We start from the raw sequence: 18,956 nt of genomic DNA on the forward strand, positions 1-18,956 counted from the left end.
CCGGGGCGCCGGCGCCCCGGGGAACCCGGCCCGCGGAGCTCCGCCGGTCAGCCGTCGCTCCCCGCCGGTCCCAGCCGCTGGGCGAAGGCCGTGTAGGCGCGCTCGTCGAACAGCACGAACCGGACCTCCTCGACCGGCGGAGCGGCCGTCGCCCGCACGGTCTCCACGGCGATCCGCGCGCCGTCGTCCATCGGCCAGCCGAAGATGCCGGTGGAGACGGCCGGGAAGGCCACGCTCCGGGCGCCCAGCTCGGCGGCGACCCGCAGGGACTCCCGGTAGCAGGAGGCCAGCAGCTCGCTGCGGTCGTCGTCGGCCGACCAGACCGGGCCCACGGTGTGGATCACCCATCGGGCGTCCAGCTCGCCCGCGGTGGTCGCGACGGCCCGGCCGGTTTCCAGGCCCTTCCCGTAGTGGGAGGCCCGGAGCCGGCGGCAGTCGGCGAGGATGGCGGGACCGCCGCGCCGGTGGATGGCGCCGTCGACGCCCCCTCCGCCGAGCAGCGAGGAGTTGGCCGCGTTGACGACGGCGTCGACGCTCTGCAGGGTGATGTCGCCCCGGACGAGGGTGAGGGTGGTCATGTCCGGCGGAGCCTCCTCCAGACGGCCTTGGCCGCGTTGTGCCCGGACATGCCGTGTACGCCGGGTCCGGGTGGGGTGGCCGACGAGCAGATGAAGACGGCCGGGTGCGGGGTGCTGTAGGGGAACAGGGAGGGCCTGGGCCGCAGCAGGAGCTGGATCCCGGAGGCGGCGCCGCAGGCGATGTCCCCGCCCACGTAGTTGGCGTTGCGGACGGCGAGCTCGGGCGGGCCGGCCGTCGCCCGGGCCAGTACCCGGTCCCGGAACCCGGGCGCGAAGCGCTCCAGCTGGCGCTCGACGGCGTCCGTGAGGTCGCCGCTCCAGCCGTTCGGGACATGGCCGTACGCCCAGAAGACGTGCTTCCCTTCGGGGGCCCGGGTGGGATCGACGACGCTCGGCTGCACCGTGATCAGGAAGGGCACGTCGGGTGCGCGGCCCGCACGGGAGGCCGCGTGCAGGGCGGCGCCGATCTCGGCCCGGCTCGCTCCGACCTGGACGGTCCCCGCGACGCGCGCCTGCTCGGCCGTCCAGGGAACGGGGCCGTCCAGCGCGTAGTCGATCTTGAAGACGCCCGCGCCGTACCGGTAGCCGTCGTAGTGGTTCCCGAAGCCGGCGATGCGGGCCAGGGCGGTGGGAGAGGTGTCGAAGACATAGGCCCGGGCGGGCGGGAGGTCGTCGAAGTGCTTGACCTCGTAGTCCGTGTGGACGGCTCCGCCGAGGTCCTTCAGATAGGCGGCGAGGGCGTCGGAGAGGGACTGGGAGCCGCCGCGCGCCACGGGCCAGCCGCGGGCGTGGGCGGCGAGGGCGAAGACGAGGCCCACCGCGCTGGTGCCGACCCCGCTGAGCGGGGCGATGACATGGGCCACGAGACCGGCGAGGAGCGCCTTGGCCCGCTCGTCCCGGAAGCGGCGCATCATCCAGGTCGACGGGGGCAGTCCGGCCAGACCGAAACGGGCGAGCGTGACCGGGTCCCGGGGCAGCGCGGTGAGCGGCAGCGACATGAAGTCGCGCACGAGCGTGTCCCAGCGGGGCAGGAAGGGCTCGACCAGTCTGCGGTACGCGCCGGCGTCCCGCGGGCCGAAGGAGGCTGCGGTCTCGGCCACCGAACGGGACAGCACCGCGGCCGTGCCGTCGGGGAACGGATGCGCCATGGGCAGCTCGGCGTGCAGCCACTCCAGTCCGTACCGGTGCAGGGGCATGGCGCGGAACGCGGGCGAGTTGATTCCGAGCGGATGTGCGGCGGAGCAGGGATCGTGCCGGAATCCGGGGAGCGTGAGCTCCTCCGTGCGGGCTCCTCCGCCCACGGTGCCGTGGGCCTCGAACACCGCCACCGAGAAACCACGGCGGGCCAGCTCCACGGCAGCCGTCAGTCCGTTCGGTCCCGCACCCACCACGACCGCATCGAGCATCGACGGCACCTTCGGACTCCTTTGTCAGCCGACGGCCACTGAGGATCAGGATATGCCGGGGCCCGACGGCCTTGACGGCACGGGCGGTTGGAGAGGCGCGACGACCGGGCCGGGAGGCCGCGGCGGCTCTCGGCGCGGGCCCTTCCGGGACGGGGGACGCGCCCGGGCGGGGCGGTTCAGACGCCCTGTGCCAGCAGGTCCACCACGCGGCGAGCCGTGGCCGCGTCGCGCGCCGCGGTGAACGGCAGCGCGTTGCCGCCGGTGATGCGGAACGGCTCCCCCGCGAGCGTCAGATGGGCGCCGCCCGCCTCCTCGACGAGCAGCAGACCGGCCGCGTGGTCCCAGGCGGCCTCCCAGGAGAAGGCGGTCGCGTCGGACTCGCCGCGGGCGACGGCCAGGTATTCGAGCCCTGCCGAGCCGCAGGGGCGCGGCCGGACGCCGTCCCTGCGCAGGCCGAGCAGGGCCCGCTTCTGCTCGTCGGTGGTGTAGTCCGGGTGGGACGTGGCCACGCGGAGGTCGGCGGCGGGGGCCGGGGAGCCGGAGCGCAGCGGCACGCCGTTCACCACGGCGCCCTGGCCGCGGAGGGCGGTGGCGAACTCCTCGCGCACGGGGGCGTACGTCCAGGAGGCGTGCACGACTCCGTCCAGCGCGAGGGCGACCAGGGTGCAGAATCCGGGGTCGCCGTGCACGAACTGCCGTGTCCCGTCGACGGGGTCGACGATCCAGACCGGGGCGGCGCCGCGTATGGCCTCGTACGTGGCGGGGTTGGCGTGCACCGCTTCCTCGCCGACGACGACCGAGCCGGGCAGCAGCGCGGTGAGCGCTCCCGTGAGGTACTCCTCGGCCTTGCGGTCGGCGTCGGTCACCAGGTCGTGCGGGCCCGTCTTCTGGTCGACCTCGTGCGCGGCGAGCTGCCGGAACCGCGGCATGATCTCGGCCGCGGCCGCCTTGCGGACCGCCTCTTCGACGTCGGCCACACGCTGTGCGAGAAACTCTTCGATCATGCCTCCATCACAGCACGGACCTCTGACAATCCCTACCCGGCCGGTGTACGCCGGGTGGAATCGTCATGAAACCGGAGACGGACCCGCCGACGCGTCCCCGGGCGGGCCGGCGCGCGGGGACCGGCGGGTTCAGCGGCCCACCGCGTAGCCCTGCATCCCCCGCGGGTTCGCCGCCGCGGACAGCACGCCGGTGCGCGGGTCGCGCGCGACCGCGCACAGGCGCCCCTCGGACCACGCCTCGCCCACCTGGACGTCGTGGCCGCGGCGCCGCAGCTCCTCGACGGTCCGCGGGTCGGTGCGGGACTCCACGGTGAGGCTGCCGGGGCGCATGCCGCGCGGGTAGAAGGAGCCGGGGAAGCTGTCGTTGTGCCAGTTCGGGGCGTCGATCGCGCCCTGCAGGTCGAGCCCGCCGCGCACCTCGGAGCGCAGGGCGACGGCCAGGAAGAAGTGCGTCTGCCACTGGTCCTGCTGATCGCCGCCGGGGGTGCCGAACGCCATGACGGGCACGCCGTCGCGCAGGGCGAGCGAGGGGGTGAGGGTCGTACGGGGCCGGCGGCCGGGTGTCAGGGAGTTCGGCAGCCCCTCCTCCAGCCAGGCCATCTGGAGCCGGGTGCCGAGCGGGAAGCCCAGTTCCGGCACGACGGGGTTGGACTGGAGCCAGCCGCCGCTCGGGGTGGCGGCCACCATGTTGCCCCAGCGGTCCACGACGTCGAGGTGGCAGGTGTCCCCGCGGGTGCTCCCGTCCGCCCCGACCTCGGGTTCGCCGGGCACCGGGGACAGCGGGCTCTTGGCGACGGTGGGCTCGCCCGCTCCCGGCACCCCCAGCGGGTCGAAGCCCGCCTCCCCGGCGGCCGCCACCCGCGTGTGGCCGCTCATCCGGGGGGTGCGCCCGCCGGGGCTGCCGGGCCTGAGTTCGTGCGAGGCCCGGTCGCCGACGAGCGCGCGGCGCTCCGCGTTGTACCGCTCGGACAGCAGGTCGTCGAGCGGGACGTCGGCCGCGTCGCCGTACCAGGCCTCCCGGTCGGCCATGGCGAGTTTGCAACCCTCGACGAGCAGGTGCACGTAGTCGGCGGAGCCGTGGGGCGGCAGCTCGGCGGGCAGCAGCGCGAGCTGCTGGAGGAGGACCGGCCCCTGGCTCCAGGGGCCCGCCTTGCACAGGGTCCAGCCGCGCCATTCGTACGTCGCCGGGGCCTCGTAGGTCGCGGACCAGGCGGCGAGGTCGGCGGCGGTCAGTGTGCCGGCGTGGCGCTCGCCACTGGTGTCCAGAGTGGGTCGCTGCGCCTGGTGCACCAGTGCCTCGGCGATGAAGCCGGACCGCCACACCCGGCGGGCGGCCTCGATCTGGCCGACCCGGTCCCCCGCGTCGCGGACCTCGGCGAGCAGCCGGCGCCAGGTCGCGGCGAGGGCCGGGTTGCGCAGCAGCTCGCCCGGCCGCGGCGGCTCGCCGCCGGGCAGGTACACCTCGGCCGACGACGTCCACTCCGTCCGGAAGAGTTCACGGACCGTCTCCACGGTCTCCGCGACGCGTTCCACGGGCGGGTGCCCGTCCTCGGCGTACCCGATCGCGTACCCCAGGACCTCCGCGAGGGACTTCGTGCCGTGGTCCCGCAGGAGCAGCATCCACGCGTCGAAGGCGCCGGGGACGGCCGCGGCGAGGGGTCCGGTGCCGGGGACGAGGTCGAGGCCGAGTGCCCGGTAGTGGGCGACGCTCGCCCCGGCCGGTGCGACGCCCTGCCCGCACAGCACGCGGACCTCGCCGCCCGCCGGGGCGAGGATGATCGGGACCTCGCCCGCGGGCCCGTTGAGGTGCGGTTCGACGACGTGCAGGACGAAACCGGCGGCCACGGCGGCGTCGTAGGCGTTGCCGCCGTCCTCCAGGACCGCCATCGCCGACTGCGAGGCGAGCCAGTGGGTGGAGGACACCATGCCGAAGGTGCCCTGGAGTGTGGGGCGGGTGGTGAACACGGGGGACTCCTCACGGGGGGCGGGCGTCGGGTGATGGTACGCAGCCCGGCTCCGTCCGGCGGCCGGGCGGAGCCGGGTCCTCAGGGGGCTGCCGCGGTCCAGGCCGACGTGCCGAGCGTGTTCTCCGGCCCGATGTCGAGGGGCTGCTCGGGGCGTACGGTCACGAGGTCACGTCCCCGGTGCGCGCCCACGCGCAGATACGTGCCGTCGCCGGCCGCCGTCCTCCAGTACAGGCCGGCCCGTGCGCTCTCGCCGGGTGCGAGGGTCAGCGGGCGGGGGCCCGGGTCGTCCGGCGCCATGGCCACCGCGTCGGTCCCCGCCACGGTGCGCACGCCGGTGAGCGGGGCGCCCGCCTCGTCGAGGACGCGGACGACGGGGTAGCCGTCCACCCGGTACGGCCGGTCACCGCAGTTGGTGAGCGTGAGGGTCATGGCCCGCAGTCCCATCGCCGCGTTCACGGGCCCGGCGCCGAAGCGCACACCGGAGCTGGGGCAGCGGGTGCCCGGCTGGACCGGAACGGTGGGAGAGGGCTGCGGCGCGACCGGTACCGGCAGGGTTTCCCGGTGCGTTCGGTGCGTCCGGTGCGGCGTCGGCGTGGGGCTGCGTTCGGGGTTGCGCTCACGGTCCAGCTCGGCGGAGAGTCCGCACCCGCTCGCTCCCAGCGCCAGCGCGCAGGTGACGGCGGCCCCGCGGGCCCACCTCAGACGTATCGCGATCACCGGTCGATCATCGCAGGCGGCCCGCGCCCGGGGCCACACCCGGCCCCGCCCGGTCGGCGGCAGCCGTCAGCCGCCACTCCCCCGCGCGGTCACCAGTCCCGACTCGTAGGCGAAGACGACCAGTTGGGCCCGGTCACGGGCCCCGAGCTTGGTCATCGCACGGCTGATGTGCGTCTTCGCCGTGAAGGGGCTGACGACCATGTGGGCGGCGATCTCCTCGTTGGTCAGACCGCGCGCGGCGAGCGCGGTGACCTCGCGTTCCCGGCGGGTGAGGCACTCCAGGCCCGGAGCGGTGGCCCGGTCCGGGGGGCGGGCGACGAACTCGCCGATGAGGGTACGGGTGACCGAGGGCGACAGCAGCGCCTCACCTCCCGCCACCACCTCGATGGCCTGCAGCAGGTCGGCCGGCTCGGTGTCCTTGAGCAGAAAGCCGCTGGCTCCGGCACGCAGGGCCTCGAACACGTACTCGTCGAGGCCGTAGTTGGTGAGGATCACGACGCGTACGGAGGAGAGCCGCGGGTCGGCGGCGATCCGGCGGGTGGCCTCGATGCCCGTCATCACGGGCATCTGCACGTCGACGAGGGCGATGTCGGGGACCTGGGCCCGCACCAGTTCGAGACCCTGCCGGCCGTCGGCGGCCTCCCCCACCACCTCGATGCCGTCCTCGGCCTCCAGCAAGGCCCGGAACCCGGCCCGCATCAGGGCCTGGTCGTCGACCAGGGCGACCCGGACGGGGCCGCGCGCCCCGGCCTCCTCCCGCCTGTGCTCCGCCGCCGCGCCGCTCGGCCCGTCCATGCCTAGTCCGCCCCCGTCCCGCCTACGACGATCTCCGGCAGGACGAGCGGCAGTTCGGCGTGCACCGCGAAGCCGCCCTCCCGGCGGGGAGCCGCGCGCAGGGTGCCGCCGAGCGACGTCACCCTTTCACGCATGCCGGTGAGACCGATGCCCGGCACGGGCGGACGGGACGGCGACGCACTGCCGTAGTCCACCACGCATACCGTCAACTCGCCTCTTCCGTAGTGCAGTTGCACCTCGACCTTGGCCGGTCCCGCGTGCCGGGCCGCGTTCGTCAGCGCCTCCTGGACGATGCGGTACGCCGTCCGGTCCACCGCCCCCGTGAGCGGACGCTCGTCGCCGGTCACGGTCAGCTCCACGGCGAGGCCGGCCGCCCGGGCCCGCTCCACCAGCAGCGCGGGCGTCCCGGTCGGCTCGTCCGTGCGCAGCACGTCGAGGGTGGCGCGCAGTTCGCGCATCGCCTCGCCGCCGGCCTCCTGGATGGCGAGCAGGGCGGGGGGCACCTCCTCACCCCGCTTGCGGGCCAGGTGTACGGCGACACCCGCCTGGAGCTTGACGATCGAGATGCTGTGCGTGAGGGAGTCGTGCAACTCGCGGGCGATGCGCAGCCGTTCCTCGCCCGCGCGGCGCAGCGCCGCTTCCTCGCGGGTGCGTTCCGCCTCCAGGGCGCGCTGTTCGGTCTGGCGCAGATACGCCTGCCAGTTGCGGTCGGCCAGGCCGGTGACGAGGGCGCACAGGAACCATCCCCCGAGGAGGGTCGCCCGTTCGACGGCCTCCTGCGTGGGGGGTCCGGTGGCGAGGTAGCTGCCGAGGTACACGGCGCCCGCGGCTCCCGCCACGGCCCGGTGGCCGGCGCGCGCCGCGGTGTGGACGGCCGCGAGCACCGGCAGTGCGGACAGGGTGCCGGGCCGGGCGTGCAGGACGTACCCGGTCAGGGCGGCCGTGGTGACGGCGAGCACCGCGCGGGGTGCCCGCCGGTAGGCGGCGAGGGCGAGCGAGCCGGCGGCGATCAGGGCCTGGTCGAGGAGGGTCGTGTCCGGGTCGAAGGCCGCGGCGGTCACGACGACGGCGCCGGTCACCGCGGCGAGTGCCACGTCGGCGAGGTCCCTGCGGATCGACCGTTCCCCGTGCATGTCCGCACAGTAGACCGGCCCGCCGACGACGACATCAGCCCTGTGGACGGCTCCTCGGCTACTCCCGCCGCAGTACCCGGCCGCCGGGCCGGTCCCCGCGGCGCAGCCCCGGATGCCTCCGGCCGCACGACGCGCGAGGTCACCGCCCCGGGCCAGGGTTGCCGTATGACCTCACCCTTCCGTTACACCGAACCCGTGCCGCCCCGGTCGGCCACCGGTCGCACCGCGACGGTCTACCGACAACTGGCCCAGGACTTCGGCATCGACAACCCCCCGACGTTCGTCGTCCTGTCCCCCGCCCCCGAACTCCTGGCCGCGGCCTGGGCGTTGATGCGCGAGTCGCTGATCGCGGGCGAGGGCAGCCGCACCGGGAAGGAACTGGCCGCGTTCGGGGTGTCGCGTGCCAACAGGTGCCCGTTCTGCGTGGACGCGCACACCACGCTGCTGCACGCCACCGGTGACCACGCCCTCGCGGAGCGCCTGGCACACGGCAGGCCCCCGCGGGACGACGCGCACGCGCGGGTGCTGGCCTGGGGCGAGGCGACCCGCGTGCCGGGCAATCCGGACGTCTCGGCGCTCCCGTTCCCGGCCGGGCACACGGCCGCGTACGTGGGCACGGCTCTCTCGTTCCATTTCATCAACCGCATCGTGTCGTCCCTGCTGACCGAGAACCTGCTCCCCGGCAACGCCCAGCGCTTCCGGGCGGTGCGCAGTCTGGTGGGCCGCTCGGTGTCCAGGACGGTGCGCCGGGACATGGCGCCGGGTGCCGCGCTCCCGCTCCTCGACGCGCGGGAACCCGGACCCGCGTGGGCGGCGGGGACGACGGTCGGCCCGGCCTACGCGGCCCTGCGGGCGGCGGCGGCCGCGGGCGCCGGGCTGCTGACCGAGGAGGACCACGCCGTCGTACGGGAGGCGGTCGAGTCCTGGGACGGCACGCATCCACCGCTGGCGTGGCCCCGGTTGCCCGACCGCGCGGACCGTCCCGGCGCTCGCCTCGCGGTACTCGCCGCGCTGGCGCCGTACCGCATCGCCGACGAGGACGTGGCGGCCTGGAAGCGGCCGCCGTACACCGACCGGTGCCTGGTCCGGCTGATCGCCTACGGGGCGTTCGCCGCCGTCGATCGCATCGAGCGCGAACTGCCGCTGCGCACCCGCGAGGAGATCGCCTGACCGCGGACCGCCGGCCCCGGGCGCGCGCGACCCATTTGTTCCATCCTGCCCGTGTTCGCACGGTGTTGCCCGGGTACGCAGCCGGGACCGCGGACTTCATCCGGTCCCCTGGTCCCGGCCGCCTTCGCACGGACGCGGAGTCCGGACGAGGCGGCGGTGCGGCCGGTGACGGTGGTGCGACCTGGGTGAACCACGGTGCGTCGAGCATGCGTCACTGTCACCGCGCAGGCACGGAGCGAGTTCACCCTTCCGCCTCACAGTGAGTCATGTGACACTGTCGTCCCGCCCGCAGTGCGGACTCCTTCCGCACCGTCCCCCACGAGAAGTGCGCCGTGCGTTCTCTTCCTCTGCCGCTCGCTCTCACCGCGCGTCTGCTACCCGTCGCCGTGCTCGCCTCGGCCGGCTGGGCCCTGACGTCCGGTCCGCTGGCCGCGACCCCCACCGCCGACCACGAGCCGGCGCCGAAGACCGCCGCCGGCACGGCGTCCGCGCCCTCGACCCAGGCGGCGTCCAAGACGTTCACCGTCTCGCCCGCACCCTGCGACGGGGTGGGCGAGAAGACCGTCAAGTCGCTCGTCCCGGGGGCCAAGACGGCCGGGCAGGAGATCGCCTCGACGGACAAGTCCGTGCGGCGCACCTGCTCCTGGAACGCGCTGGAGGACTTCGACTACCGCTGGCTCGACGTCTCGTTCGAGATCAAGAGGTCGGATCAGGTGGCCGAGAACGCCTTCAAGCAGCGCACGACGGAGAAGAGCGGCGGCGGAGCGGTCCCCGGACTCGCGGATGCGGCCTACTCCGTGGTGAACCTGACGACCAAGGACAAACAGCAGACGCGCGAGGGCGTGGTGGTCGCCCGCGCGTCCAACGCGCTGGTGATCGTCACCTACAACGGCAGTGACTTCGAGACGAAGAAGGCGCCCGGCACGGACGAGATCAACAAGGGCGCCATCAAGGCCGCGAAGGAGGCGGTGGCCGCGCTGGAGGCCGCTCGCTAGAGCCGGCTCCGGCGCGGCCCGCCGCCCCGTTCAGGCGCTCTCGGACCGCCGCCCGCGCAGCGTCATGAGCACCAGGTAGAGCACCATCGACGTACCGAGCCCCACCGCCCAGCCGTAGTCGGCGAGCGACTCCAGCGCCGGGACGGGGCGGCCGTCGACGAGCGGATGGAAGTCCGCGCCGCCGACGGCGAGGAGGCCGCCGGTGGCGAAGGCGACGACGGCCCGCCAGTTCCAGCCGCCGTCGTACCAGTAGCGTCCGCCCGGCCGGTACAGGTCCGCGAGGTCGAGTTCCGTACGGCGCAGGATCCAGTAGTCGGCGATGAGGATGCCGGCGACCGTGCCCAGCAGACCGCCGACCAGACCGAGCCAGGTGAAGATGTAGCCCTGCGGGTCGGCGTACAGCTTCCACGGGAGGATGAGCACACCGAGCACGCAGGTGATCAGTGCCCCGGTGCGGAAACCGATCTTCCTGGGCGCGACGTTGGAGAAGTCGAAGGCAGGCGAGACCAGGTTGGCGGCGACGTTCACGGACAGGGTCGCGACCAGCACCGTGACCAGCGCGAAGAGGAGGCCGAAGACGTTGTCGGTCTTGGCGGCCAGCTGGACCGGGTCCCACACCGCCTCGCCGTACACGGCCTGGGAGCCCGAGGTGACCATGACGGAGAGGAACGCGAACAGCGTCATGGTGGTGGGCAGGCCGAGCGCCTGGCCCCAGGTCTGGGCGCGCTGGCTCCGGCCGTAGCGGGTGAAGTCCGGGATGTTCAGCGACAGCGTCGACCAGAAGCCGATCATGCCCATCAGGGCGGGTGCGAACAGCTTCCAGAAGTCCGGGCCCCAGCCCAGCCGGGACGGCTGGTCGAGCAGCGGCCCGAAGCCGCCGGCCTTGCTGCTCATCCACCACAGCATCACGCCGGCGCCGACGAGGACGAACGGCGCGGCCCAGTTCTCGAACCGGCGGATCGTCTCCATGCCGCGGTGGATGATGGCGACCTGGAGGACCCAGAAGAGGGCGAAGGACAGCCACATGGTCCAGGCATGGCCGCCGATCCTCGATGCGTCCGCCCAGCCGTCGCCGAAGAGTTTGCCGGCGAGGAAGTAGATCGCCTCGCCGCCGATCCAGGTCTGGATCCCGAACCAGCCGCAGGCCACCAACGCGCGTACGACGGCGGGCAGGTTGGCGCCCCGGATGCCGAAGGAGGCGCGGGCGAACACCGGGAAGGGTATGCCGTACTTGGGTCCCGCGTGCCCGGTGAGCAGCATCGGGACCAGCACGATCAGGTTGGCCAGGGCGATGGTGAGGACGGCCTGCTTCCAGTCCATGCCGACGGCTATCAGCCCGGAGGCCAGGGTCCAGGAGGCGGTGTTGTGGGCCATGCCGACCCAGAGCGCCGAGAAGTTGTACGTGGTCCAGGTGCGCTTCTCGACCGGGACCGGCAGCAGGTCCTCGTTGGCGTAGGGCCCGGTCGGCCGGGGAGCGCCGGGTGCGATCTCCACCCGGCCGTCGGCGAGGGTGACTTGGGCGGGTGGCGGGCTGTCGGTGGGGACGGTCTCGGTCATGAGCAGGCCAATCAAGTGAGGAGTGTCGGGAAAGGCCGTGCGGGTGTCGCGTGGGAGGTGCGCGGGAGCGCCCTGGGCCCCCTTCCCGGAACGGCGGGAAGGGGGAGACCGGAGAGGGACGGCACCGGCCCCTGTCCGGGACCGGCGGGCCGCCGGAACTAGCGGGTGCCGTTGACGACCGGGATGACCTGCGTCCCGTAGGTGTCGATGACGGCTTCCTGTGCGTCGTGCATGTCGTACAGGGCGAACTGGTCGACCCCGAGGCCGCGCAGCGCGCCCAGCTTCTCGATGTGCTTCTCGACCGGCCCGATCAGGCAGAACCGGTCGACGATCTCGTCCGGCACGAACGCGGTGTCGGGGTTGCCGCTGCGCCCGTGGTGCGCGTAGTCGTAGCCCTCACGGGCCTTGATGTAGGCGGTGAGTTCGTCCGGGACCACGCCCGAGTGGTCGCCGTACTTGGAGACCAGGTCGGCGACGTGATTGCCGACCATGCCCCCGAACCACCGGCACTGCTCACGCGCGTGGGCGAGCGCCTCCGGCGAGTCGTCCTCGGTGACGTACGCCGGCGCGGCGACGCAGACCTTCACCTCGGACGGGTCGCGGCCGGCGTCGGCGGCGGCCTGCTTCACGGCCTTGATCATGTACTCGGCCAGATAGAGGTCGGCGAGCTGGAGGATGAAGCCGTCGGCCTCCTCACCCGTCATCTTCAGGGCCTTGGGGCCGTACGCGGCCATCCACACCGGGAGTTCGGCACCGGGCCCTACCCAGGGGAAGCGGACGACGGTACCGCCGAGGTCGGCCTCGTCGCCCCGGCCGAGGGCCCGGATGACCTTCATGGCCCCGCTGATACGGGCCAGGGTGTTGGGCTTGCGCCCGGCGACCCGCATCGCCGAGTCGCCGCGGCCGATGCCGCACACCGTGCGGTTGCCGTACATGTCGTTGAGGGTGGCGAAGGTGGAGGCGGTGACCTCCCAGGTGCGGGTGCCGGGGTTGGTGACCATCGGGCCGACCGTGAGCCGCTCGGTGTTGGCGAGGATCTGGCTGTAGATGACGAAGGGTTCCTGCCACAGCACGGCCGAGTCGAAGGTCCAGCCGTGGCTGAAGCCGTTGCGCTCCGCACGCTTCATCAGGCTGACGACCCGTGAGGCGGGCGGGTCGGTCTGCAGGACGAGTCCGAAGTCCATGTGCGCCACTCCTAGTTCAGGTACTGACAGGTGGAGCGGGGGGTGTAGACGCCGTGCCCGGCACGTCCGGTGAACTCCCGCTCGGAGATGACGAGTTCGCCGCGCGAGAGCACCGTCTCCACCCGTCCGGTGACGTGCTTGCCCTCGTAGGCCGAGTAGTCGACGTTCATGTGGTGCGTCTCGGCGGACATCACCTGCTCGGCGTGCGGGTCGTAGATGACGATGTCGGCGTCGGCGCCGGGCGCGATGGTGCCCTTCTTCGGATACAGGCCGAACATCCGGGCCGGGGTGGCGCAGGCGATCTCGATCCAGCGGCGGCGCGAGATGTGCCCGTCGACGACGGCCTGGTGGAGCAGGTCCATGCGGTTCTCGACGCCCGGCAGGCCGTTGGGGATCTTCGAGAAGTCACCGCGGCCGAGGTCCTTCTGGCCGGTGAAGCAGAAGGGGCAGTGGTCGGTGGAGACGACCTGGAGGTCGTTCGTCCGCAGTCCGCGCCACAGGGCGGCCTGGTGCTCCCGGGGCCGCAACGGAGTGGAGCACACGTACTTGGCACCCTCGAAGCCGGGCTCGGCGAGGTTGTCGGTGGACAGGAACAGGTACTGCGGACAGGTCTCGCCGAAGACGTTCAGCCCCTCGTCGCGGGCCCGCGCCAGTTCGGCGACCGCCTCCTGCGCGGAGACGTGCACGACGTACAGCGGTGCGCCGGCGACCTGCGCGAGCTTGATGGCGCGATGCGTGGCCTCCGCCTCCAGGAGGGCCTTGCGCACCTCGCCGTGGTAGCGGGGGTCGGTCTCACCGCGGGCCAGCGCCTGCTCGACGAGGACGTCGATCGCGATGCCGTTCTCGGCGTGCATCATGATCAGTCCGCCGTTCTCGGCGGAGCGCTGCATGGCGCGCAGGATCTGGCCGTCGTCGCTGTAGAAGACGCCCGGGTAGGCCATGAACTGCTTGAAGGAGGTGACGCCCTCCTCGACCAGCAGGTCCATCTCCTTGAGCGTGTCCTGGTTCACGTCGGAGACGATCATGTGGAAGCCGTAGTCGACGGCGCACTTGCCGTCGGCCTTGGCGTTCCAGGCGTCCAGCCCCTCGCGCAGCGAGTGGCCGACGCTCTGCACGGCGAAGTCGATGATCGTGGTGGTGCCGCCCCAGGCGGCGGCCCGGGTGCCGGTCTCGAAGGAGTCGGAGGCGAACGTCCCGCCGAAGGGCAGCTCCATGTGGGTGTGGGCGTCGACGCCGCCCGGGATCACGTACTTGCCGGCGGCGTCGATCAACCGCTCGGCCGTCCACGCCTCGGCGGCCGGGGTGCCCGACGCGGCCAGGGCGACGACGCGTCCGTCCTCGATCAGGACGTCGGCGAGAATCTCGTCGGACGCGGTGATGACGAGACCACCGCGGATGACGGTACGGCTCATGCTCCCTCTCCTTCCGGTTCGCTCGCGTGCGCCCGGTCCGCCGGGCCCGCGTGCACTGAGGCGATACGGCTGCTGCTGGTCGGTGGGGTCGGCGCTCCGTCCGGGCCGGGAGCGCGGTGCCGCGGGCCCGGCCCGCCGTCCGCCGGACCCGCGGGCCGCGCGCCGGCTAGGGAGCGGTCAGGGGCGTGTAGGCGCCCGGTGCCCGGTCGCGGTAGAACTGCCAGCGGTCCCGCACCTCGCGGAGCCTGGCCAGGTCCAGGTCGCGGACGACGAGCTCGGTCTCCTTGTCGCTCGCCACCTCGCCGACGAACTGGGCCTCCGGGTCCACGAAGTACGAGGTGCCGTAGAAGTCGTTGTCCCCGTACTCCTCGGCACCGACCCGGTTGATCGCGCCCACGAAGTACTCGTTGGCGACGGCCGCCGCGGGCTGTTCCAACTGCCAGAGGTAGCCGGACAGACCGCGCGACGTGGCCGACGGGTTGAAGACGATCTCGGCGCCCGCGAGGCCCAGCGCCCGCCAGCCCTCCGGGAAGTGCCGGTCGTAGCAGATGTACACGCCGACCTTGCCGACGGCCGTGTCGAAGACGGGCCATCCGCTGTTGCCCGGGCGGAAGTAGAACTTCTCCCAGAAGCCCTCCACCTGCGGGATGTGGGTCTTGCGGTACTTGCCGAGGTAGGAACCGTCGGCGTCGATCACGGCCGCGGTGTTGTAGAGGACGCCGGGCTGCTCCTCCTCGTACATCGGCAGGACGAGGACCAGGCCCAGGTCCGCGGCCAGCGCCTGGAAGCGCCGGACGATCGGGCCCTCGGGGATCTGCTCGGCATACGCGTAGAAGGCCCTGTCCTGGACCTGGCAGAAGTACGGGCCGTAGAACAGCTCCTGGAAGCACAGGACTTGGGCGCCCTGCGCGGCCGCGTCGCGGGCCGCCTGCTCGTGGACCTGGATCATCGACTCCTTGTCGCCGGTCCAGGCGGTCTGGAAGACGGCGGCGCGGATCACTCGGCTCATCGGGACCTCCGGTCGCTCGGTGTGCGCCGAGCCTAGGAAGTGCCGCGGAGGGCGTTGAGGTGCACCGTGTCACGTCCGCGGGCGTGCGGCGTTGCACGGTGTCACCCCGGAGTCGGTCCATGTTCCACCACCGTTTTCCCACGTCCTGGTGTGTTGCGGTGTTGTTGCGCGTCGTGCGCGAGGAGCGCGATGTGCACGGACGCGGCCTGTTCGAAGTCGTCGAGGTCGACGCCGAGCCGGGCCTGTATCGCCTCCAGCCGCCGGTACAGCGCGGGCCGGCTGACGTGGTGCAGCTGCGCCGTGCGCGACTTGTTGCGGCCGGTGGCGAGATAGGTCCGCAGGACCGGCAGCAGCTCCGCCTCCGCGTCCGGCCCGCACAGCAGCCCGTCCAGCTCCCGCTCCGCGAAGGACTGCACGTGCGGGTCGTCCCGCAACAGCCGCACCAGGCCGCGCAGATGGACGTCCCGCAGCCGCACCACGGCCGGCAGACCGAGTCCCGCGGGGGTCTCGGCGACGGCGTCCGCCACGTGCCGCGCCTCGCGCAGACCGGCGGGCACCTCGTCCCAAGCGGTCCGGGGATCGGCCGCGGCGACGACCGTCGCGGGCCCCTCCCCCTCGGTGCGCAGCCGGACGGCGAAGTGGGCCGCCAGCGCCTGCGCGTCCTGGTCGCGGGCCAGGCTCAGCAGGACGGCGGTGGCACCGTCGGCCAGCTCGGCGACCAGCCCGGGGAGTCCCAGGAGCCGCAGGACGCGGTCGAGCCGGTCCGGTTCGCCGTCGCGCACCACCAGGGGCACGAACGTCCGCCGGTTGACGGGGAGTCCGGCGGCCCGGGCCCGCGGGAGCAGCTGCCGTGCGGGTACGACACCGCTCACCAGGTCGGTCAGCAGGCTCTGTGCGGACTGCTCCTCCCAGGAGTGCGCGGCGCCGCCCAGCATCCGGTGCAGGACCAGGGCCTCGGTCCCCCGGTCGGCGAGCAGCCGTCCGGTCGCCGTGTCGCCGCGGTACCCGCACAGCACGAGCCGCCCCCAGTGCTCCCCGCGCCCGCCCAGCTCGGCGCGGATCCAGCCGTCGCCCTCACGGCCGCCCGCCTGCCGGGCGATGCGCTCCCAGTCGCGCAGCACGTCGTCGACGGCCGAACGCTCGCCGGCCGTGGCGAGCACCCGGTGGGCGAGGTTGGTGACGACGACGGGACAGGCGGCGTGCACGGCGATCTCGTCGAGCAGCCGCTGCAGGGGCGCGCCCGCCGTGATGAGCCCGGTGAGCGCCGTGCGCACGGCCTCGGAGAGGCTCACGGCCGCGAACTTCTGCCGCACCAGCCGGGACTGCACCTCCTCCGTCAACTCGGCGAAGGGGAAGGGACGATGGAGCACCACCATCGGCAGTCCGCACCGTTCGGCGGCCCGGCGCATCACGTCGGGCGGGGCGGGAAAGGCCCGGCCGAGTCCCAGGACGACGGCCGCGGCCTCCGCCCGGTGCAGGGAGCGGACGTACTCGGCCTGCGCGTCCGGGTCTCCGGCCAGCAGGACCCCGGTCGTCAGCACCATCTCGCCGCCGGTGAGCATCACTCCGACGTCGGGCGCCTCGGCGACGTGCACCCAGCGCACCGGCCGGTCGAGGTGGCCCGCGCCGGCCACCACCTCGGGTTCTCCCGCGAGCACCCGGTCCAGGTGCAGGACCTGACGGACCGACAGGGCGGGTGCGAGGGCGGTGGTCATTCTGGCGTTCCCCTTCTCCTGTGGCTCGGTGCGCCTGCGGGGCGCGGGGCCCGTACGCGGAGCGACCGCGCGCCGGCCCCTCGGGGGCCCGCACCCGCTCACCCCCTCGGCACGGGCGCGCGTCCCGGGCTCACCGCCCCGCACGGCCGTTCACCGCTACAGCGCGCTCCTCAGCGCCCGGTCCAGGACGGCGGCGCCCTCCTCCGCCTCGGCGACGGTCAGCGACAGCGGAGGGGCGATGCGGAGCACGCTGGTGTCGTGCCCGCCGCCCTTGCCGATCAGGAGGCCTCCCCTGCGGGCCGCTTCGAGCACCGCCGCGGCGGCGTCCGGGTTCGCCTCGCCGGTGCCCGGCTTGACGAGTTCGACGCCGATCATCAGCCCGCGCCCGCGCACCTCCCGTACCTCCGGCACCTGGGCGGCGACGGCCCGCAGCCGCTCGATGAGCAGGCCGCCGACCCGCCGGGCGTTGCCCTGGAGGTCGTGCTCCAGGAGGTAGGTGAGGTTCGCGAGGCCCGCCGCCATCGTGACCGGCGAGCCGCCGAAGGTCGAAATGCTGTTGGAGTCCAGGCAGTTCATGATCTCGGCGCGGGCGACGACACCGCCGATGGACATGCCGTTGCCGATGCCCTTGGCGAAGGTGAGCATGTCGGGCGGGCCGGACGCGGCGTGCGCCTGCCAGCCCCAGAAGTGCTCGCCCGTGCGGCCCCAGCCGGTCTGCACCTCGTCGGCGATCCAGAGGATGCCGTGTTCGGCGAGCACCTCGCGGAAGGCGGCGTACAGGCCGTCGGGGGGCGCCGTGAAGCCGCCGACGCCCTGGACGGGTTCGGCGATCAGGGCGGCGGGCGCGCGGACGTGGCCGAGGAGGTCCTTCAGGTCGGCCACGCAGGCCGCGATGAACTCGGCGTCGCTCAGCTCGGCGTACGGGCCGCGGGTGCGGACGCCGCCGTGGACGTACAGCGTCTGGAGCGGGGACAGCGAGGTCGGCGACCAGCCCTTGTTGCCGGTGATGCCGACCGCGCTGAAGGACCGGCCGTGGTAGCTGTTGCGCATCGCCAGTATCTGGTTGCTCCGCCGGTACGTCGTGGCGAGCAGGAGCGCGGTGTCGTTGGCCTCGGTGCCGGAGGTGGTGAAGAAGACACGGGCGTCCGGGATACCGGACAACTGGGCGATGCGCTCGGCGAGTTCGACCATCGGGCGGTTCAGGTACAGGGTCGACGAGTGGATGATCCGCCCGGCCTGCTCGCTGACCGCCTTGGTCACCTCGGGCAGGGCGTGCGCCGTCATCGTGGTGAGGATGCCGCCGAAGAAGTCGAGGTACTTGTTGCCGTCCGCGTCCCAGACGTGCCGGCCCTCGCCGTGGGTGATCTCCAGGGGGTCGGCATAGTAGAGCGCGAGCCAGTCGGGCAGGACGGCCCGGTGCCGTGCGTACAGGTCGCTCACGGCTGCACCAGCCCCTCGTACGCGTCCGGGCGGCGGTCGCGGTAGAACGCCCACTGCTGCCGTACGTCCTCGATCAGATCGAAGTCGAGGTCGCGGACGAGGAGTTCCTCGGTCTTGTCGCTCGCCGTGTCCCCCACGAACTGTCCGCGCGGGTCGACGAAGTACGAGGTCCCGTAGAAGTCGTTGTCGCCGTACTCCTCGATGCCGACCCGGTTGATCGCGGCGATGAAGTACTCGTTCGCGACGGCCGCGGCGGGCTGTTCCAGCTGCCACAGGTGCGAGGACAGGCCGCGGTGGGTGGCGGAGGGGTTGTAGACCAGCTGGGCGCCGTTGAGGCCGAGCTGGCGCCAGCCCTCCGGGAAGTGGCGGTCGTAGCAGATGTAGACGCCGACCCTGCCGACCGCGGTGTCGAAGACGGGCCAGCCGAGGTTCCCCGGCTTGAAGTAGTACTTCTCCCAGAAACCCTTGACCTGCGGGATGTGGTGCTTGCGGTACTTCCCGAGGTAGCTGCCGTCGGCGTCGATCACGGCGGCGGTGTTGTAGTAGAAGCCGGACTGCTCCACCTCGAAGACCGGCACGACGACGACCATGCCGGTCTCCCGCGCGAGGTCCTGCATGCGGCGGACGGTCGGGCCGTCCGGCACCGGCTCGGCCCAGCGGTAGTGCTCCGGCTCCTGCACCTGGCAGAAGTAGGGCGCGTTGAACACTTCCTGGAATCCGATGACCTTCGCGCCCCGGCGGGCCGCCTCGCGCGCGTGTTCCTCGTGTTTGGCGATCATGGATGCGGTGTCGCCGGTCCAGGTGGCCTGGACCAGGGCGGCGCGTACGACGTTGGCCATGAGATGCTCCTTCGACGGGACGTCAGAGAGCCTCT

General features: G+C 73.1%; 16 protein-coding genes. 2 read left to right on the top strand and 14 right to left on the bottom strand.

Features of this window, described 5'->3' with window-relative positions; translation table 11 throughout:
* Positions 1 to 47: 47 nt before the first annotated feature.
* The 7 genes from ACZ4NT_RS16520 to ACZ4NT_RS16550 all read right to left on the bottom strand — a co-directional run bounded on the left by ACZ4NT_RS16520 (position 48) and on the right by ACZ4NT_RS16550 (position 7,600).
* Entirely contained in the window at positions 48 to 578 is a 531-nt protein-coding gene (locus ACZ4NT_RS16520) for an O-acetyl-ADP-ribose deacetylase (RefSeq protein ID WP_121406960.1), read from the bottom strand.
* Positions 575 to 1,984, bottom strand: a complete 1,410-nt coding sequence (locus ACZ4NT_RS16525) for a phytoene desaturase family protein (RefSeq protein WP_467725932.1) — start codon at positions 1,982 to 1,984, stop codon at positions 575 to 577. Before ACZ4NT_RS16525 ends, ACZ4NT_RS16520 begins: the two co-directional genes overlap by 4 nt.
* 176 nt (positions 1,985 to 2,160) lie before the next feature.
* Positions 2,161 to 2,988 carry an inositol monophosphatase family protein gene (locus ACZ4NT_RS16530; protein WP_121406956.1) on the bottom strand — a complete coding sequence of 276 codons (828 nt, stop codon included), beginning with the start codon at positions 2,986 to 2,988 and terminating at the stop codon, positions 2,161 to 2,163.
* Positions 2,989 to 3,117: 129 nt separating this feature from the next.
* Entirely contained in the window at positions 3,118 to 4,953 is a 1,836-nt protein-coding gene (locus ACZ4NT_RS16535) for a gamma-glutamyltransferase family protein (RefSeq protein ID WP_467725934.1), read from the bottom strand.
* 80 nt (positions 4,954 to 5,033) lie between these two features.
* A complete protein-coding gene (locus tag ACZ4NT_RS16540) occupies positions 5,034 to 5,672 on the bottom strand; it encodes a DUF4232 domain-containing protein (RefSeq protein ID WP_467725936.1) in 639 nt (212 codons plus the stop codon).
* A 66-nt stretch (positions 5,673 to 5,738) separates the two neighbouring features.
* Entirely contained in the window at positions 5,739 to 6,467 is a 729-nt protein-coding gene (locus ACZ4NT_RS16545) for a response regulator (protein WP_467725938.1), read from the bottom strand.
* A gap of 2 nt (positions 6,468 to 6,469) precedes the next feature.
* Positions 6,470 to 7,600, bottom strand: a complete 1,131-nt coding sequence (locus ACZ4NT_RS16550) for a sensor histidine kinase (RefSeq protein WP_467725940.1) — start codon at positions 7,598 to 7,600, stop codon at positions 6,470 to 6,472.
* A gap of 165 nt (positions 7,601 to 7,765) precedes the next feature.
* Here ACZ4NT_RS16550 and ACZ4NT_RS16555 point away from each other — a divergent pair, with 165 nt between their 5' ends.
* Together ACZ4NT_RS16555 and ACZ4NT_RS16560 are read left to right on the top strand one after the other, a co-directional pair.
* Positions 7,766 to 8,770, top strand: a complete 1,005-nt coding sequence (locus tag ACZ4NT_RS16555) for a carboxymuconolactone decarboxylase family protein (protein WP_467725942.1) — start codon at positions 7,766 to 7,768, stop codon at positions 8,768 to 8,770.
* A 332-nt stretch (positions 8,771 to 9,102) separates the two neighbouring features.
* Positions 9,103 to 9,765 carry a hypothetical protein gene (locus ACZ4NT_RS16560; RefSeq protein WP_121406944.1) on the top strand — a complete coding sequence of 221 codons (663 nt, stop codon included), beginning with the start codon at positions 9,103 to 9,105 and terminating at the stop codon, positions 9,763 to 9,765.
* 30 nt (positions 9,766 to 9,795) lie between these two features.
* Here ACZ4NT_RS16560 and ACZ4NT_RS16565 read toward each other — a convergent pair whose 3' ends face one another.
* From ACZ4NT_RS16565 to ACZ4NT_RS16595, 7 genes are all read right to left on the bottom strand, one after another.
* A complete protein-coding gene (locus ACZ4NT_RS16565; protein WP_121406942.1) occupies positions 9,796 to 11,322 on the bottom strand; it encodes an NCS1 family nucleobase:cation symporter-1 in 1,527 nt (508 codons plus the stop codon).
* A 158-nt stretch (positions 11,323 to 11,480) separates the two neighbouring features.
* On the bottom strand, positions 11,481 to 12,506 hold the full coding sequence (locus tag ACZ4NT_RS16570) for a TIGR03842 family LLM class F420-dependent oxidoreductase (RefSeq protein WP_121406940.1): 1,026 nt from the start codon (positions 12,504 to 12,506) through the stop codon (positions 11,481 to 11,483).
* Between the two features lie 11 nt (positions 12,507 to 12,517).
* Positions 12,518 to 13,918, bottom strand: a complete 1,401-nt coding sequence (gene hydA, locus ACZ4NT_RS16575; protein ID WP_121406938.1) for a dihydropyrimidinase — start codon at positions 13,916 to 13,918, stop codon at positions 12,518 to 12,520.
* A gap of 166 nt (positions 13,919 to 14,084) precedes the next feature.
* Positions 14,085 to 14,927, bottom strand: a complete 843-nt coding sequence (locus tag ACZ4NT_RS16580) for a nitrilase-related carbon-nitrogen hydrolase (RefSeq protein WP_467725946.1) — start codon at positions 14,925 to 14,927, stop codon at positions 14,085 to 14,087.
* A gap of 101 nt (positions 14,928 to 15,028) precedes the next feature.
* The gene (locus tag ACZ4NT_RS16585; RefSeq protein WP_467725948.1) at positions 15,029 to 16,642 is read right to left on the bottom strand and encodes a PucR family transcriptional regulator; all 1,614 of its coding nucleotides are present in this window, start codon (positions 16,640 to 16,642) and stop codon (positions 15,029 to 15,031) included.
* Positions 16,643 to 16,798: 156 nt separating this feature from the next.
* Positions 16,799 to 18,082, bottom strand: coding sequence for an aspartate aminotransferase family protein (locus ACZ4NT_RS16590; RefSeq protein ID WP_467725950.1), 1,284 nt, complete (start codon positions 18,080 to 18,082; stop codon positions 16,799 to 16,801).
* Positions 18,079 to 18,921 carry a nitrilase-related carbon-nitrogen hydrolase gene (locus ACZ4NT_RS16595; RefSeq protein WP_121406929.1) on the bottom strand — a complete coding sequence of 281 codons (843 nt, stop codon included), beginning with the start codon at positions 18,919 to 18,921 and terminating at the stop codon, positions 18,079 to 18,081. Before ACZ4NT_RS16595 ends, ACZ4NT_RS16590 begins: the two co-directional genes overlap by 4 nt.
* Positions 18,922 to 18,956: the final 35 nt, after the last annotated feature.

Source organism: Streptomyces sp. NPDC026417 (assembly GCF_055567695.1).